20 protein-coding genes are annotated in these 14,269 nt (G+C 43.0%); 19 read left to right on the forward strand and 1 reads right to left on the reverse strand.

What is annotated here, in order from left to right; translation table 11 throughout:
* Nucleotides 1-192: 192 nt before the first annotated feature.
* Nucleotides 193-1,068 (reverse strand): Cof-type HAD-IIB family hydrolase, encoded by an 876-nt coding sequence (locus tag SIC45_RS00870; RefSeq protein WP_319630714.1) that lies wholly within the window; start codon nt 1,066-1,068, stop codon nt 193-195.
* Nucleotides 1,069-1,781: 713 nt separating this feature from the next.
* On the opposite strand from SIC45_RS00870, the gene SIC45_RS00875 reads away from it, so the two are divergent.
* From SIC45_RS00875 to SIC45_RS00965, 19 genes are all read left to right on the forward strand, one after another.
* Nucleotides 1,782-2,783 carry a hypothetical protein gene (locus tag SIC45_RS00875; RefSeq protein WP_319630715.1) on the forward strand — a complete coding sequence of 334 codons (1,002 nt, stop codon included), beginning with the start codon at nt 1,782-1,784 and terminating at the stop codon, nt 2,781-2,783.
* Nucleotides 2,784-2,808: 25 nt separating this feature from the next.
* Nucleotides 2,809-3,786 (forward strand): hypothetical protein, encoded by a 978-nt coding sequence (locus SIC45_RS00880; protein WP_319630716.1) that lies wholly within the window; start codon nt 2,809-2,811, stop codon nt 3,784-3,786.
* A gap of 13 nt (nt 3,787-3,799) precedes the next feature.
* Entirely contained in the window at nt 3,800-4,069 is a 270-nt protein-coding gene (gene gvpA, locus SIC45_RS00885) for a gas vesicle structural protein GvpA (protein ID WP_022794406.1), read from the forward strand.
* A gap of 39 nt (nt 4,070-4,108) precedes the next feature.
* Nucleotides 4,109-4,411, forward strand: a complete 303-nt coding sequence (gene gvpO, locus SIC45_RS00890) for a gas vesicle protein GvpO (RefSeq protein WP_319632904.1) — start codon at nt 4,109-4,111, stop codon at nt 4,409-4,411.
* 6 nt (nt 4,412-4,417) lie between these two features.
* Complete coding sequence (locus tag SIC45_RS00895; protein WP_319630717.1) at nt 4,418-5,026, forward strand: gas vesicle protein GvpO; 609 nt, start codon at nt 4,418-4,420, stop codon at nt 5,024-5,026.
* A 6-nt stretch (nt 5,027-5,032) separates the two neighbouring features.
* Entirely contained in the window at nt 5,033-6,109 is a 1,077-nt protein-coding gene (gvpN, locus tag SIC45_RS00900; RefSeq protein ID WP_319630718.1) for a gas vesicle protein GvpN, read from the forward strand.
* Nucleotides 6,110-6,122: 13 nt separating this feature from the next.
* The gene (locus SIC45_RS00905; protein ID WP_319630719.1) at nt 6,123-6,872 is read left to right on the forward strand and encodes a GvpL/GvpF family gas vesicle protein; all 750 of its coding nucleotides are present in this window, start codon (nt 6,123-6,125) and stop codon (nt 6,870-6,872) included.
* Nucleotides 6,869-7,126, forward strand: a complete 258-nt coding sequence (locus SIC45_RS00910) for a gas vesicle protein GvpG (RefSeq protein WP_022794401.1) — start codon at nt 6,869-6,871, stop codon at nt 7,124-7,126. The genes SIC45_RS00905 and SIC45_RS00910 overlap by 4 nt, the downstream gene beginning before the upstream one ends.
* A 15-nt stretch (nt 7,127-7,141) precedes the next feature.
* Nucleotides 7,142-8,002, forward strand: coding sequence for a GvpL/GvpF family gas vesicle protein (locus SIC45_RS00915; RefSeq protein WP_319630720.1), 861 nt, complete (start codon nt 7,142-7,144; stop codon nt 8,000-8,002).
* Nucleotides 7,983-8,216, forward strand: coding sequence for a gas vesicle protein (locus SIC45_RS00920; protein WP_319630721.1), 234 nt, complete (start codon nt 7,983-7,985; stop codon nt 8,214-8,216). Before SIC45_RS00915 ends, SIC45_RS00920 begins: the two co-directional genes overlap by 20 nt.
* A 16-nt stretch (nt 8,217-8,232) precedes the next feature.
* On the forward strand, nt 8,233-8,538 hold the full coding sequence (locus SIC45_RS00925; RefSeq protein WP_319630722.1) for a gas vesicle protein K: 306 nt from the start codon (nt 8,233-8,235) through the stop codon (nt 8,536-8,538).
* 34 nt (nt 8,539-8,572) lie between these two features.
* Nucleotides 8,573-8,938, forward strand: a complete 366-nt coding sequence (locus tag SIC45_RS00930; RefSeq protein ID WP_319630723.1) for a gas vesicle protein — start codon at nt 8,573-8,575, stop codon at nt 8,936-8,938.
* A gap of 11 nt (nt 8,939-8,949) precedes the next feature.
* Nucleotides 8,950-9,177, forward strand: a complete 228-nt coding sequence (locus tag SIC45_RS00935; protein ID WP_319630724.1) for a hypothetical protein — start codon at nt 8,950-8,952, stop codon at nt 9,175-9,177.
* A 95-nt stretch (nt 9,178-9,272) separates the two neighbouring features.
* A complete protein-coding gene (locus tag SIC45_RS00940) occupies nt 9,273-9,728 on the forward strand; it encodes a YkvA family protein (protein ID WP_319630725.1) in 456 nt (151 codons plus the stop codon).
* Nucleotides 9,729-9,947: 219 nt separating this feature from the next.
* Nucleotides 9,948-10,967 (forward strand): DctP family TRAP transporter solute-binding subunit, encoded by a 1,020-nt coding sequence (locus SIC45_RS00945; RefSeq protein WP_319630726.1) that lies wholly within the window; start codon nt 9,948-9,950, stop codon nt 10,965-10,967.
* Nucleotides 10,968-10,987: 20 nt separating this feature from the next.
* Nucleotides 10,988-11,590, forward strand: a complete 603-nt coding sequence (locus SIC45_RS00950) for a TRAP transporter small permease (protein WP_319630727.1) — start codon at nt 10,988-10,990, stop codon at nt 11,588-11,590.
* Nucleotides 11,587-12,861, forward strand: coding sequence for a TRAP transporter large permease (locus tag SIC45_RS00955; RefSeq protein ID WP_319630728.1), 1,275 nt, complete (start codon nt 11,587-11,589; stop codon nt 12,859-12,861). Before SIC45_RS00950 ends, SIC45_RS00955 begins: the two co-directional genes overlap by 4 nt.
* Nucleotides 12,862-12,873: 12 nt before the next feature.
* Nucleotides 12,874-13,119, forward strand: coding sequence for an HPr family phosphocarrier protein (locus tag SIC45_RS00960; protein WP_319630729.1), 246 nt, complete (start codon nt 12,874-12,876; stop codon nt 13,117-13,119).
* A 114-nt stretch (nt 13,120-13,233) separates the two neighbouring features.
* The gene (locus SIC45_RS00965) at nt 13,234-14,265 is read left to right on the forward strand and encodes a LacI family DNA-binding transcriptional regulator (RefSeq protein ID WP_413645492.1); all 1,032 of its coding nucleotides are present in this window, start codon (nt 13,234-13,236) and stop codon (nt 14,263-14,265) included.
* Nucleotides 14,266-14,269: the final 4 nt, after the last annotated feature.

Raw genomic sequence — 14,269 nt, forward strand, 5'->3', positions numbered from 1 at the left:
ACGATTCATGACAAATTATTGTATAAATGTACTTCGTACTTTCAGCAAACAAAATTATATTCTCACATTAACGGTGTATTGGCAAGTGTTACTTCCCGGCTCGAGCCGGCAGAGCAACCATGAAAATGATGGTCTCTGCACTTATTCCGGGCTGCCCGTACAAAAGCCGTCCGGCAGGGGACAGCATGAGTATCAGCTGCTTTTCGTTTTTAATTCATGGAGCATTTCATGCACAGCATGAGCGACTCCGTGTTCGGTATTTGTTTTTGTGGAAAAACCACATGCCTTTTTAATTTCCGGAACGGCATTGCCCATGGCAATGCTTCGTCCTGCCATCTGGAGCATATTTAAATCGTTAAAATTATCCCCAAGAGCCATAACATCCTCAAGGGAGATCCCCCGCTCCAGCGCAAACTCCTGAAGGGCAAAGCCTTTTTGGGCCCGTACGTGGTTTAATTCAAGGTTTCCCATGCCTGAAGAAGTAAGAGCGAGCTCGTTATCACCCCGGAGATCGTATTTCATCTGTTCGAGCACGGAAGCCTCTGAAGAAAAGGCGAGCATTTTATACACATCGATGTCCTCGTAGTCGAGTATTGAGAAGAAATCATCGGTGAACTGGAAATTTTCATCCTTAAGCCGGCGCTCAGCATACTGCTGTGCTGCAGCTCTCGTCAGCTCGGGGTGAGCGGTCTGCAGCATTCCCACAACCACATTCATATACGCTTCTCTTGAAGGCGCAAAGATACCATGACTGGTAAAAAGTTCAATATAAGAACCGGCAGCGTGATTCACGGTTAAAATCCGCTCACAGGAGCTTTCTGTGATTGGGGCAGAACGCTGTATTTCCTGCCGGTTTTTGTAAGTGACGGCCCCATTCATGCTGATAATTGGATAGGAAAGGCCGGCAGACTCCAATGGTCTGTGTGCTGCTTCGTAGGTCCTCCCTGTGGCGATGACAATATCAATGCCGTGTGCCGAAGCACTCTGAAGAGCTTCGGCGTTGTCTTTACTGATTTCTCCGTTCTGATCCAGCAATGTTCCGTCCATATCCGTTGCAATTAGTTTCATTTCTTCTCCTCCGATATGCGTTCGATCTGTTGATCCGTCTTAATTGGTATCTTCTATTATCGAACACTTTTTCTGAGTCATCAACTTTTTTGTTTTCAGCAGGAAGACTGGCATCATAAAAACATCGGCAGCTTATCTTACAAGGTAATTGAACAGAAGTGTAAGCGATCAGACCGGATGAATATTTTATTTTTAAGTAAAGAAAAAACATCTATTTTAATGAAGAAATAAAAAAAGACGAATTAAATGAAAAATTCATAAATAAAAGTGCGAAAACCACATTATCCCTGTAAGTAAATCTCATAATGAAGTACTGCAGTGCTGGAGAATAAAGAAAAATAACCCTTTGTTAAAAATATGAACCGGGAATATAGGTATTTAGAACTTTTTTTGAAGATAAATCGATTAAAAAGTTTAGATCTGTGAAGTAAAAGGTAATCTCAACTAAAGCAGTTATTCAATTTAGATGAGAAAGCGAGTGTTTGTCATGATTCGTACAATTTTAATGGTTATTGGAGCTATTGTTGTGATTGGAGCAATCCTCTCCTTAATTTAAGAAGAAATTGCTTAAACGATTACATTAAAGACCCTCTCCAGCCTAGCGAATTCATGACTGTCTGTTTCCAGTTATCCATTGGAAAAGCATGAAGCCTTTGGCGGGATGAGGGTTTTTGCGTATAGATTAAATTTTCACATAAGAAAGGTGAGGTACAGTGACCGACGCTAAAGATAAAGTTACGTACGGATTGATGGCCGCTGGAAGTCTTATTGGCGGTGCGCTTCCTCTAATAACTAAAGGGACGAAAAACAAACTTCAATCTTCGGAAGAAGCTTCCGTGGAAGAAAATACCGATGGACCTGCTGAAAGCCAAAAAGAAGGAAAAAATGCTCCCCGGCTCAAACAGGCAGCAAAAAAGCCTGCGATTAAAGCAAAGCAGGCGACAGACAACGTAAAAGAATCAGAAAAGCAAATACAGGGCAACCTGAAAAATAAGAAGAAAAGCGCTGAAGATAACGCAAAAAACGTGAGCGCTAAGGCTAAAGATACCGTTACAGAAAAAGCTAAAGGAGTCACACAGGCGGCTGAAGCAAGTAACGTTGTTTATAAAGGAAACAAAAAGGTAAAAGAAACTAAAGGTAGAATAAACGGAATTAAAAATACTGTTGGTGAAAAAGTAGAAAAAACCGGCATGAAAATACAGGATCAAAAAAATGCCCATAGCAGTGTTAATAAAGCTGAAGAAGAAGCAGAGCAGCCAGCTCAGGAAATGAAAAGCAACGCCCCGAAAAAGGCAAAAAAGATTTCTAAAAAAAGCGCCCGCCGTCTTATAGATGCGACCGGTCTTGAACAGAGCGCAGCTTCAGCAGAGCCGGGCGTGGAAAGTGCGGAAGAGTCCACGTTAACTCAGGAACTTGAGCGCCGCCCGGAAGAAAGGCATGAGGCTGAAGTTGATGCCTATCAATCCGGCAGTCAGAACGGAAGTAACATGAACCACAGCCTGACCGAAGTCATGGATACTGTGAACGATTTCTTTAAAAACTATGTAGCCGAGCCACAGCGGATTACTTCCACAGAAAAGCAGGAGGGTCAATGGCTTGTAGAAATTGAAGCATTAAATAAAGAAGGAAGAAAAGCGAAAAAAGAAACGTATCAGGTGCAGGTTGATGATCATTTAGAGGTAACCTCCTATAAGCGGGTAGATGGAAATAAATAATGCTTCGGTTTGAGGAGACCAAATTATGGCAAAAAAGATTTTACTAACTGAAGGCGGAAAATATGTCGATGGTTCAAAGCCAAGGGTAAGAAAGACGTTCTCCGTTCCGGACGAAGCCTGGAAGAAAACTCACTTTTCTTCTTATTCCAAAGCAGAATCATCCGGTGATAAATCAGCCGGGAAGCAATCAACTGATGAAGAAGAAAGCTCCCAGGATGAAGAAGACTCATTTTTGGATAAGGTGAAAAACAGCGGTCAAAAAGCCGCTAAATGGGTTCCCTTTAAAAAAACGAAGGAATATCTTGATGAGCAGACAGAGGATACCTTCATTGAACCGATTAAAGATACAGCCGAAGAAATTTCTGATTTGGACCCCTTAGAAACAACGAAAAACATGATTCAGGGAAATGCCAAAGAAGAACTCGTAAAAACGGCTACTAAGGGAGTTAAAAATAATCCTCAGGCCGCTAATGCTGTAGCCGCGGCCTATATGGGCAAAAAGTTTTTTAACACCCTGGAGAGTGCTCGTCTGGCAAAGGAACATGCACAGGAGAAAGTACAGGAAACAAAGCAGGCTTTGGAAGGAAAAGGAGAAGAAGCCCAGGAAAAACTTCAGAAAGCTGTCGAGCAGGCTAAAGAAAAAGGCCAGGAAGCCCAGGAAAAACTGGGTGAAGCTACAGGTCAGCTGCAGGAAAACGTTCAGGGAGGCTCCAATAAGTCCGGGAAAGGGGGCGGTAAAATCCTTCGATCGCTGCCCGAAAAAGGCTTGAGCGATCTAAAAGGAATGGAAGATATCAAAGGACCGTCGAACATCAAGAGTTACAGCGAGTCCAGGTTAAGAAGCTATGACGAGGTCAAGGGCGTTGATGATATTAAAGGCATAAGCGAACTGAAAGGCTTATCTGACATCAAGAGCTACAAGGAATCGAAGCTGAAAAGCTACGATGATATCAAAGGTATCAGCGCCATTAAAGGAACAGAAAATATTAAGCACTATGATTAAGGAGTGAAAGATTATGGCAACAATTGAAAAAAGTACAGATTCTTCCAGCTTAGCAGAGGTTATTGACCGTATACTGGACAAAGGTATTGTTATCGACCTGTACGCCCGTATTTCTGTGGTAGGAATTGAACTGATTACAATTGAAGCACGTATCGTTATTGCAAGTGTTGATACTTGGCTCCGTTACGCTGAAGCAGTCGGACTGCTCCGCGACGATGTCCAGGGCGAAATCGATGAAGATGCAGACTCTAATGAGCGTGCCGGGCAGTTAAACTTTGCTTAAATTTCTCTAATCCCGTCATGCGTATGACTGCATGGCGGGATATATTTCTATTGTAAGAAGAAAGCGGGGACCACTATGAAGGAAGTAATGAAATCAATTAACGATTTTTTTGAAGAAAATGTAAAGCCTCCGTTTCGAATTACTTCGGTTTCCGAAGAAGACTACGGCTGGTTTGCAGAAATAGAAGTGATCGAAGAAGACGAATATATGCAGAAGTACGGCCATGACCAGCTTCTGGGCGTCTATGAAGTGAAGCTGAACAATAACCAGCAGGTAGGGTCGTTTGAGCGTGTAAACCTGAGACCAAGAAGTGCTTTTGTAGAAACAGCAGAAAGGAGATAATTCCAGATGGCGGCCAAACAATCTACGGCGAAAACAGAAGAAAAAACAGACGAGAGCCAGGGGCAGGAACTGAAAACCAGTAAAAGCGGCTCATATAAACCTTTCTCTTCTGAAGAAGGAGAAGAAGAGCAGCCGAAGGAGCAGATTAAAGGCCCGGCAAAATCAGATTCTTCGAGTGAAGCTTCACAGAAATCTTCCGGACAGAATGAAAAGACGGATGATAAAGGAGAAAATGAAGAAGTGAATAATACCACGGCGACCGCCAGTAAAAAAAATACCGCTAAATCCAATCAGACAAAAAAAGAGGCTAATGAAGAAACTGCTCAACAGGAAGAATCATTTGCGCCTATCTCAAGTGATATGTTCGAAACCATACGTTCGTTTTTCGAAGAAACAATGAACTCCCCTGTCCGTATTACAGCTATTGTGGATGCAGGAAACGGCTGGAATATTGAAGTAGAACTAGTAGAAGAGAAGGAATACACGCAAAAATACGGAAGAGACCAGTTGATTGGGATTTATGAAGCCACGATGAACAAGGATCAAAAAATAACTTCCTATCAAAGGATGAACACTCGTCCGAGAAGTACTCCTTTTGAGAAAAAAGAGAGGTAAAAAAATATGGCTACTACTAACGAAAGAAAGCAGCAGACTCAGAAAAAGTCATCCAACACATCAGGGAGCTCCCGCACAAGCCAGCAAAAAAACAGCTCCCAGAACAACAGAGGACAGTCAAAAAAAATCAATGTACCTGCCAAGACGAAATCAAAACAAACGATCTCTGAAGAACGGCAGCAGTCAAAGCAGCAAAAGATCAGTACTATTAATAAAATCGTAGAGACTGAAGAGATGCAGTCGATTTTAGAGCGTTCTGAAAAGTATTTAACCTCCGGGTACCCTGTACACTTTACAGGCGCAGCCGGAGTAGGCAAAACTACCCTTTCCTTTCAGCTTGCACGCCGGTTTAACCAGCCTGTTACGCTGTTAAACGGGAATGAAAGCCTTTCGAACACGGATCTTCTCGGCGGAAGAATCGGTTATACCAGTGACAAGTTAATTGATAATTACGTCCGGAAGGTATATAAACGTGAAGACCAAATTACAGAACGGTGGAGTACGGGTCGTCTGCTCGAAGCAGTAAAAAATGGCCATACGCTTATTTACGATGAATTTACCCGTTCTTTGCCATCTACAAATAATTTGTTTCTTTCCGTTCTTGAAGAAGGTATACTGCCGCTTTACGGCACGCAGCGAAATGAAAGCTTTATTTCCGTGCACCCGAATTTTAAAGCAATTTTCACAAGCAATCCGGAGGAATATGCCGGTGTGCATAAATCCCAGGACGCCCTTCTTGATAGAATGATCACAATTCCGGTGGAGGACCCTAATAAGGAAGCTCAGGTCTCTATCCTGACTGAAAGAGCATCCATCAGCGAAAAAGAAGCCGAAACCATTATTAAAGCATTGGATTGGGCGAAATCCACGAGCAGAGAAAATGATACGCATGTGCCAAGCTTCCGTCTCGCTGTTATGACCGCGATGTTAAGCTCGGAGCATGATGTTAAAATAGATGTAAAAAACGACGATTTTCAACAGCTGTTTTTTGATGTGATGGGGCATTATTTCCTGGAAAATATCCAGGGTGAAGATGTCAGCGAAGCACAAAAAAGAATGAAGGAAGAGTTGAAAAAGGTCTAGGAGGCAAGTAACCGTGGGAATTTATATGTTTGGGGTTATTGAAACTACTGAAAAACCAACCTTCGGCACCGTGGAACTCGAGGGCAAGGAGCGAAAAATTTATACCCTCCAGCGCGGGCAGGAGGCGATGGTGGTAGCAGAAGCTCCGATGCAGATTTATGATCCAACGAGGAAAAACCTGCGGGCTCATCAAGATACAGTGGCCAGAGTAATGGAAGAATACGACGTCATTCCGATGAGTTTTGGGAACGTCCTTGAGGACCAAAAAGAAGTCTTTGCTTTAATGGAAAAGCTGCAGGATCAATTTGAAGAAATTTTTCCGAAGATCCGCGGTAAAATGGAAGTTGGGCTTAAAATCATCGGAAAGAAAGAATGGTTGAATGAACAAATCCGTCAGGAGCCGGGGATGGAAGACCTGCGCAAAAAAACGGATACGAAAGGTAAAAACGCCAGCTATTACGAGCGGATGCAGCTCGGGGAATCGGCGCAGAAGTTCATGATGAGACTGCACGAGCGCTTTGAGGAAGAGGTTTTCCAGCCGCTCGCACAGATTGCCAACGCAGCTAAAAGCAACGAAGTGATCAACGAGCGGATGCTGTTGAACGCCGCTTTTTTAATAGATAAAGAAAATGAAGAAGCTTTTGATGCAAAAGTAAACGAGATTTTTAATGAATGGAATGAACACGCTGATTTCAAGTATACGGGCCCATGGCCGGCATACAACTTTATTGACTTGAAAATAAAGGCAGGGAACAGCGTATGATTCATAAATTATTTACCTGGCCGCTTGATACTGTCGTCTGGGCTGGTAAAAAGGTAAAAGAAGAGGCGGATAAAGAATATTTTGATGTCCGCCAGATTCAAAAAAAACTCGCCAATCTGCAGATCATGTATGAAATGGAAGAGATTTCTGAAGAGGCCTTCACTGAGCAGGAGGAAGAGCTGCTGCAACGGTATCGCAGGGCGAAGCAGATTGAACAGGAAGAATTACGGGAAGAGTTAGAGGAAAAGGATTAAAGGAGTGAACCGGCAGTGCAGACAAACTCGGGCGCACCGGCTCTTTTGTATTTGTATGCCTTGATTCCCACGAGCGAATATGAGGAGGCTCCTATGGAGCCGATGGAAGGCATGGAGCCGGACAATAATATCAGCTTTATTAAACATGGCAGTATCACTGCAGTAGTTACTCATGTTCCGGAAGAAGAATTTTCTCAGGAAAAGCTGCAGAAGAATGTAGAAAAAATGGAATGGCTGCAGGCTAAAGCCTTTCACCATCATGAAACGATGAACCAGCTGCATGATCGCTATACCACGATCCCGTTAAAATTCGGCACGATTTTTGAACAGGAAGCAAACCTTGCGGAAATGATTGAAAAGTATCACGAGAGCGTAACGGCTCAGCTTTCTTATTTGAAGGGCAAAGAAGAATGGAACGTCAAAACTTACGCTGATCAGCAGTTGTTCACTGAAGCCGTCGTGCAGAACAGCGAAGAAATTCAGGCGAAGGAAGCAGAGCTTGAAGCGATGCCGGCTGGCCGGCGCTTTTTTGAAAAAAAGAAAATGGACCAGTTCATTGAAGCGCAGGCAGACGAGCAGATTGAAAAGCACTGCCAATCGTTTCATGATGAGTTAACTGCCTGGAGCGAAGGCACGGAAATAAAAAAGAATTGGGAGAAACGCGTCACAGACCGGGAAAAAGAAATGGCATGGAACGCCGTATACCTGATCCACTCGAAAGACCGGGAGGCGTTTATTCAATTGATTGAACAGCGCCAGGAAAAAGAAGAAGCAGAAGAGACCGGAATGGATTTAGAGTGTACAGGCCCGTGGCCGGCATTTCATTTTTCAGGCCTGACAGACAGGAGGGAGCAAAATGCCCCAGGACACTCTTAAAAACCGGGAAGTTTCCCTGCTCGACGTCTTGGACTCTGTTCTGGACAAAGGGGTTGTGCTTCAGGGCGATGTAACGATATCCATTGCGGGGATTGACCTTGTTTATTTGGATTTACGCGTACTAATCGCTTCTGTAGAAACCCTGCGTCAGTCGGAATTGAAGACGCAGAAAGAATTTGTTTCTAATTCTTCAGAACCTTCCCAGGTCGAATAAAGGAGACTGAATACAGATGGAAAATAATAACCCGCAAGTAACCCAAGCCGAACAGCCGACCGGGCGCATATCACTGGATCCGGACAAAGCAGAAGAAGGACTCACACAGCTGGTGATGACAGTGGTGGAACTGCTGCGTGAGCTGGTGGAACGCCAGGCGATGCGAAGAGTCGAAGGCGGCGATTTAACAGAGGAGCAAGTCGAGCAGCTTGGTGTAGCGCTCATGCAGCTGGAAGAAAAGATGGAAGAAATGAAGGAAATCTTTGGCCTCACGACAGAAGATTTGAACATTGACCTTGGACCTTTAGGGAACCTGCTGTAAGCTTCAAAATAGCCTTGAAAGAAGGGAATATATTATGGCTGAACAACCCGTACAACGCTCAGCACCCGATCACCTGGAGAGACCGTCCGGCGGTCTTGTTGACATTCTGGAAACAGTACTGGATAAAGGCGTCGTCATTGCCGGGGACATTAAAGTAAATATTGCCGACGTAGAACTGCTGACCATTAAAATCCGTCTGGTCGTAGCCTCAGTGGATAAAGCAAAAGAAATGGGCATCGACTGGTGGGAAACAGACCCGCATTATTCTTCCAATGCTAAAAGGCTTGAGGAAGAAAACCAGCGTCTGCTTGAGCGGGTAGAGCAGCTCGAAGATAACCAGCAGGCGGAAAGCGAAGAGCAGCAGGCGACAGCACAGAATAAAAACAAATCCGAAAAGTGAGGTGAACGCACGTGATTTTCCGTGATCTGTCTAAAGACATTGGCCAGCTGGTACGGGATCTGCAGAACCAGGATAAGTCGCAGGTTCAACGTACAGAAGAGCGCACGTTTGGAAAAGACGAAAACGCACCGAAGCTTCGGATGGAATATAACATGAAAGCACGAACGCTTCCGTCGAAGGAAGAAATGGAAGAATACCGAAAAGAAATCAAACAGCGGGACAGCAATCGCCTAAAATAACAGGTGCTGCCCTGCAGCAAAGCTTTTCCGGGGATGCCTGTTTTTCTCCGGAAAAGCAGTACATAGCGATATTAATTAATAAAGGGGCTGGGCACATGGCTAAAGATAAAAAGCGGAGGAGCTTTTTAAAGAAGAAAAACATTGACGAATCAACATTGAAGGGCCGATTGAAACGATTGAACCCACGGGCGAAAAAATACGCAAAAGACCCGAAAGAAACAGAAAAACTGCTGCAGCAGGCGAGAGAAAAAGCGGATGATAACCAGAGTCCGCTGAAAAATGTATGGCAGGAGCTGCAGCTGATGCTTGAAATGCTTCGTGCCTGGTGGAAAAAAGATTATCAGCATGCGCCCTACAAATCGATTGTAGCCATCATCGGGGGACTGATTTATTTTGTTTCCCCAATCGATTTGATTCCGGACTTTCTTCCGGGCGGTTTGATTGATGATGCAGCGGTCATCTCGTTTGTTTTCAAACAGGTGCAAAAGGACCTCGATGACTTTAAAGAGTGGAAGCTGCAGCATGACAATACGATTGATGCAGATGAATAGGAATCAAAAGCACCGGCATGCAGATGTTGGTGCTTTATTGTGTCTCAGGTGAGATCAGCACATAATATTTAGAATAGTGTAATAAAATATAAAATTTGCATTGAAAATTGAAAGCGCTTCCTGTAGAATGTTGTTAATTAGTTAGATCGATCTATTAATTAGATCGATCTAATAAAAAGGCGATAATGTATGCGCTTACTAATGTGGGGAGGCGTGAATGTGAAGAGGTTGGGTTTAGGTTTAACTTTTGCCGCTGGAGCATTTTTAATTTCCGGGTGCTCTCCGGAGGTTTCTGGAAATGACAATGATGAGCCAAAAAAAATGAGACTGGCTGTAGCAACTTCAGAAGATAGATCATTGACACAGGGGTTGTACGAATTCCAAGAAATTGTGGAAGAAGAAACTAATGGCGAAATAGATGTTGAGGTTTATCCTAGCGGTGTACTTGGCGGTGACCGTAAGGTATTAGAGGGCATGCAGCTCAACACGATACAGGGGACTACGGTATCTACAGGGCCGGTAGCTCAATTTGCACCGGTTTTTAACCTTTTTGATCTTCCTTATTTATTCGAAGATCGTGAGACGGCCCATGAAACGCTCGATAGTTCTATTGGCGAAGAGCTGTTGGAAGAATTACCGGAGCAAAACCTAGTTGGGCTTAACTACTGGGAAAACGGCTTCAGGCAGTTAACAAACAGCCAACGCGAAATCGATTCTTTGGAAGATGTGCAAGGGCTTGATATTCGGACCTTGGAAAATGATCTGCATTTGCAGCTTTGGAATGAACTGGGAGCGAATCCGACACCAATGAGTTATACAGAGCTTTACGTGGGGCTCGAGCAGGGAACGGTTGACGGACAGGAAAATCCTGTTGGGAATGTAGTGAATGATAACTTTTATGAAGTACAGCCTTATTTAACAGAAACTGATCATGTTTACAATGCCAGCTTATTCGTGCTTAGTAAACCTTTTTGGGACTCATTGTCTGATAACGAAAAAACAATAGTAGAAGACGCGGCGGAAAAAGCTAAAGAATATCAAAGAGGTTTGAATGAAGAAGAAAGTGAAGAAGGAATTGAGTTTCTAAAAGAACAGGGAGTTACGGTGACAGAGCTCTCGGAAAGTGAAAAAGAAGAGTTTGAAGAAGCAGCTCAGCCTGTATATGACACCTTTACAGAAGAACATGGGAGTGAAGAACTGGACCGTATTAGAAGCCGGGCTGAAGAAGCAGGAAATTAAATGAGAAGGAGGTGGACTTCATGGTAATCGCCAGATGGATGGACCGTCATATTGAAGAGGTATTGTTAATAGTTTTAAGTACAGTAATGCTTGGGATAATTGGCGTCCAAATTTTTATGAGATTTATATTGGGTAGTTCACTTGGCTGGTCTGAAGAATTGGCACGGTATTGCTTCATATGGCTGGTTTTTATAGGAGTAAGCTATGGAGTAAAGAAACAACGCCATATTAAAGTAGATGTTGTGTTGCTTTTGCTAAAAGAAAAAGGAAAAGTCGTGCTTAATATGGTCTCAAATATCATCTTTTTGCTTTTTGCGGTAAGTATTGCAGTATACGGTTTAGGCATTTCCTTTCAAATATTTGGTTGGGGCCAGCTTTCGCCTTCTTTGGGGGCTCCAATGGGAGCAGTATATTTGGCGGCTCCTGTAGGCATGTTGCTCACAGCTATTCGTATTACACAGCAACTCATTAAACAAATAAAGTATTTGAAGGGGCACAGTGTAGACGAAAGAGAAATTATAAGTGATCGTATGACGGATAATTACGATATGGATGATGAACAAGTAGTACCAAATCAACAAGCAGTATCAGGTCAGTATAAAAAGAAAGGAGAGGGAGTATGACAGCTACAGTACTTTTTGGAAGCTTTGCAGTTCTGCTGGCGTTAAGTGTTCCTATAGGAATAGCATTAGCTATTGCTTCGCTAATTGTGTTAATAAGCACCCAGGTACTGCCACCAGAATTTCTTGCTCAATCATTAATAACCTCTGTGGATTCCTTTGCTATTATGGCGGTCCCGTTCTTTATACTGGCAGGAGAGGTCATGAGTAAAGGCGGGGTATCTACGCGTTTGTTTCATGTAGCCGAAACACTTGTGGGTAATAGAACTGGTGGATTTGCCATGGCTACGATTATTACTTGTATGTTTTTTGCAGCCATTTCCGGTTCTGGTCCTGCCACTGTTGCTGCTATTGGTGGAATTATGATCCCATCGATGGTACGAATGGGTTATGATAAAAAATTTGCTACTGCTTTAGTAGCGGCAGCTGGTTCTTTAGGGGTGATAATTCCTCCAAGCATTCCTATGGTTATGTATGGCGTTACTGGAGGGGCTTCAGTGGGAGATCTGTTTATTGGGGGAATCATTCCAGGTGTCGCGGTAGCTATTGGATTGATGGTTTATGCTTTTTACTATTCTAAAAAACAAGGCTACGTTGGAAACGGTGTTCCATTCGATATAAGAGAATTTGGGAGAGCGGTTTGGGAGGCAAAGTGGGCCCTGTTGATTCCTATCATTATATTGGGTGGAATATACGGTGGTATTTTCACTCCAACAGAAGCTGCCGCGGTAGCTGCTATTTATGGGATTATTGCAGGAATGTTTTTATATAAAGAATTGAAAATTAAAGATATGCCTAAAGTAATGGCGGATGCAGCCCTTACTACAGCTACAGTGTTGATTATCGTGGGGGCAGCTACAGCTTTTGGGCAATTGATGACTATTGCACAAATACCTGGGCAGATCGCTGATTCTTTATTAAGTATATCTAATAACCCGATAGTCATTATTTTACTTATCACAGTAATTTTATTAATTATTGGCTGTTTCATGGATACTCTTGCCGCTATCATTATACTGACACCGTTATTGCTTCCCATTGCGACTGAAATTGGTTACGACCCAGTGCATTTTGGAATCATTATGGTGGTTAACTTGGCAATTGGTTTCATTACGCCTCCTTTGGGAGTTAACTTGTTTGTAGGTTCAGGAATATCGGGGCTTTCAATACATTCGTTATCCAAAGCGGTTTTGCCCTTTTTCATTGCTATGCTTGCCACGTTGATGATTATTATCTTCATCCCACAATTGACCACTGTATTTCTTGGGGAGTAAAGGAGTAAAATGATGAGAGAATTAATTGTAAACATTGACAGCAGACAAACTATTGTGGAATTAAGTAATTTACTGCAGCCTTTTAAAGCTGAGGTTTATTTAAGAAAAGCATCAGAAGGTAATGTACAGGAAATTAATTTGAAAAGTTTTTTAGGGCTTGTATCGACCCGGCTGGAAAATGGAGAAAGAGTTTATCTTTTAGCAGAAGGAGAAGATAAAGAAAAAGCCTTGGACGCCGTAGTAGATTATTTATCTTAAGAAGAGAAGGCAGGTTTTCCTGTTTTCTTTACTAATAAAGCAGGAACTGAATTGACAGGTATTCAGCTCCTGCTTCATTATTATAAATAGATTGTTAATGATAGGTGTAAGAAGGTGAATGCGTTGAATAAAAAAAGAGTGACATTAAAGCAGGTCGCTGAACATGCTGGAGTATCGCGGGCTACGGCTTCGTTGATTGTCCGGAACAGTCCAAGTATATCTAAGCCAACAAGAGAAAAGGTTCTTCAATCGATGGAAGAGTTAGGTTATGTATACGACCGGGTAGCAGCTAATTTACGAGAGCAGCGCTCGACTACTATTGGCTTAATTATTACTGACATTTCAAATCCATTTTATTCGGAGCTTTTAGTGGGGGTGCATGAAACGCTTGAGAAAGAAGGATATACGATCCTTCTTGGGACGACATTTGATTCTGAAGAAAAACAGCGGAAACTGCTTTCTACAATGATGGAAAATCGTGTGGGGGGCGTTATATTATGCCCGGTTTCGGATACTTCCATGACTGATATAGAGTCTCTGAATAAATGGCAGCTTCCGTTAGTTTTGGCAGTCCGGGAAATTGATGGATTGGTAAGTGACTATGTAGGGGTGAATTATGAGCGCGGAGCTTATCTGGCTACAAAGCATTTGCTTGAAGAAGGACATACAAGCATTGCCTTTGTAGGGGGAGGGTCAGAATCACTGGCCTGGAAAGATCGAGAAAATGGATATATGAAAGCATATAAAGAGTGGGGGAAAGAGCTTGATACCTCTCTAATCGAAGCAGGAACAACAGATCGAAATGGCGGGGTCCAGGCCATTAAAAGTATATTCAATAAGGATAAAAAACCCACGGCGGTTTTTTGCTTTAATGACACAGTAGCTTTTGGTGTGCTCGAGGAACTTAGGAACCAGGGAAAGATCCCAGGCGAAGATGTAGCGGTAGTAGGTTTCGATGACGTTCCAGAAGCGGAAGCTCTTTCTTATCCTGCTTTAACTACAGTTTCTTCGTATCCAAAAGAGATAGGAGCCCGGGCTGCTGCCTTATTGAAAGAACAGCTTGGAAACGATGAGAGAGATAGAAAACGGATTATTCTGGAACCAGAACTAGTAGTGAGGAAATCAACGTTTCCCCTTACAAAATAAAAAA

This window comes from Marinococcus sp. PL1-022 (genome assembly GCF_033845285.1).
Lineage (GTDB): Bacteria > Bacillota > Bacilli > Bacillales > Marinococcaceae > Marinococcus.

Coding starts and splice junctions, on each gene's coding strand:
- SIC45_RS00870 (WP_319630714.1), bottom strand. CDS start 1,068: ATGAAACTAATTGCAACGGATATGGACGGAACATTGCTGGATCAGAAC.
- SIC45_RS00880 (WP_319630716.1), top strand. CDS start 2,809: ATGGCAAAAAAGATTTTACTAACTGAAGGCGGAAAATATGTCGATGGT.
- gvpA (WP_022794406.1), top strand. CDS start 3,800: ATGGCAACAATTGAAAAAAGTACAGATTCTTCCAGCTTAGCAGAGGTT.
- SIC45_RS00895 (WP_319630717.1), top strand. CDS start 4,418: ATGGCGGCCAAACAATCTACGGCGAAAACAGAAGAAAAAACAGACGAG.
- gvpN (WP_319630718.1), top strand. CDS start 5,033: ATGGCTACTACTAACGAAAGAAAGCAGCAGACTCAGAAAAAGTCATCC.
- SIC45_RS00910 (WP_022794401.1), top strand. CDS start 6,869: ATGATTCATAAATTATTTACCTGGCCGCTTGATACTGTCGTCTGGGCT.
- SIC45_RS00920 (WP_319630721.1), top strand. CDS start 7,983: ATGCCCCAGGACACTCTTAAAAACCGGGAAGTTTCCCTGCTCGACGTC.
- SIC45_RS00925 (WP_319630722.1), top strand. CDS start 8,233: ATGGAAAATAATAACCCGCAAGTAACCCAAGCCGAACAGCCGACCGGG.
- SIC45_RS00930 (WP_319630723.1), top strand. CDS start 8,573: ATGGCTGAACAACCCGTACAACGCTCAGCACCCGATCACCTGGAGAGA.
- SIC45_RS00940 (WP_319630725.1), top strand. CDS start 9,273: ATGGCTAAAGATAAAAAGCGGAGGAGCTTTTTAAAGAAGAAAAACATT.
- SIC45_RS00950 (WP_319630727.1), top strand. CDS start 10,988: ATGGTAATCGCCAGATGGATGGACCGTCATATTGAAGAGGTATTGTTA.
- SIC45_RS00955 (WP_319630728.1), top strand. CDS start 11,587: ATGACAGCTACAGTACTTTTTGGAAGCTTTGCAGTTCTGCTGGCGTTA.
- SIC45_RS00960 (WP_319630729.1), top strand. CDS start 12,874: ATGAGAGAATTAATTGTAAACATTGACAGCAGACAAACTATTGTGGAA.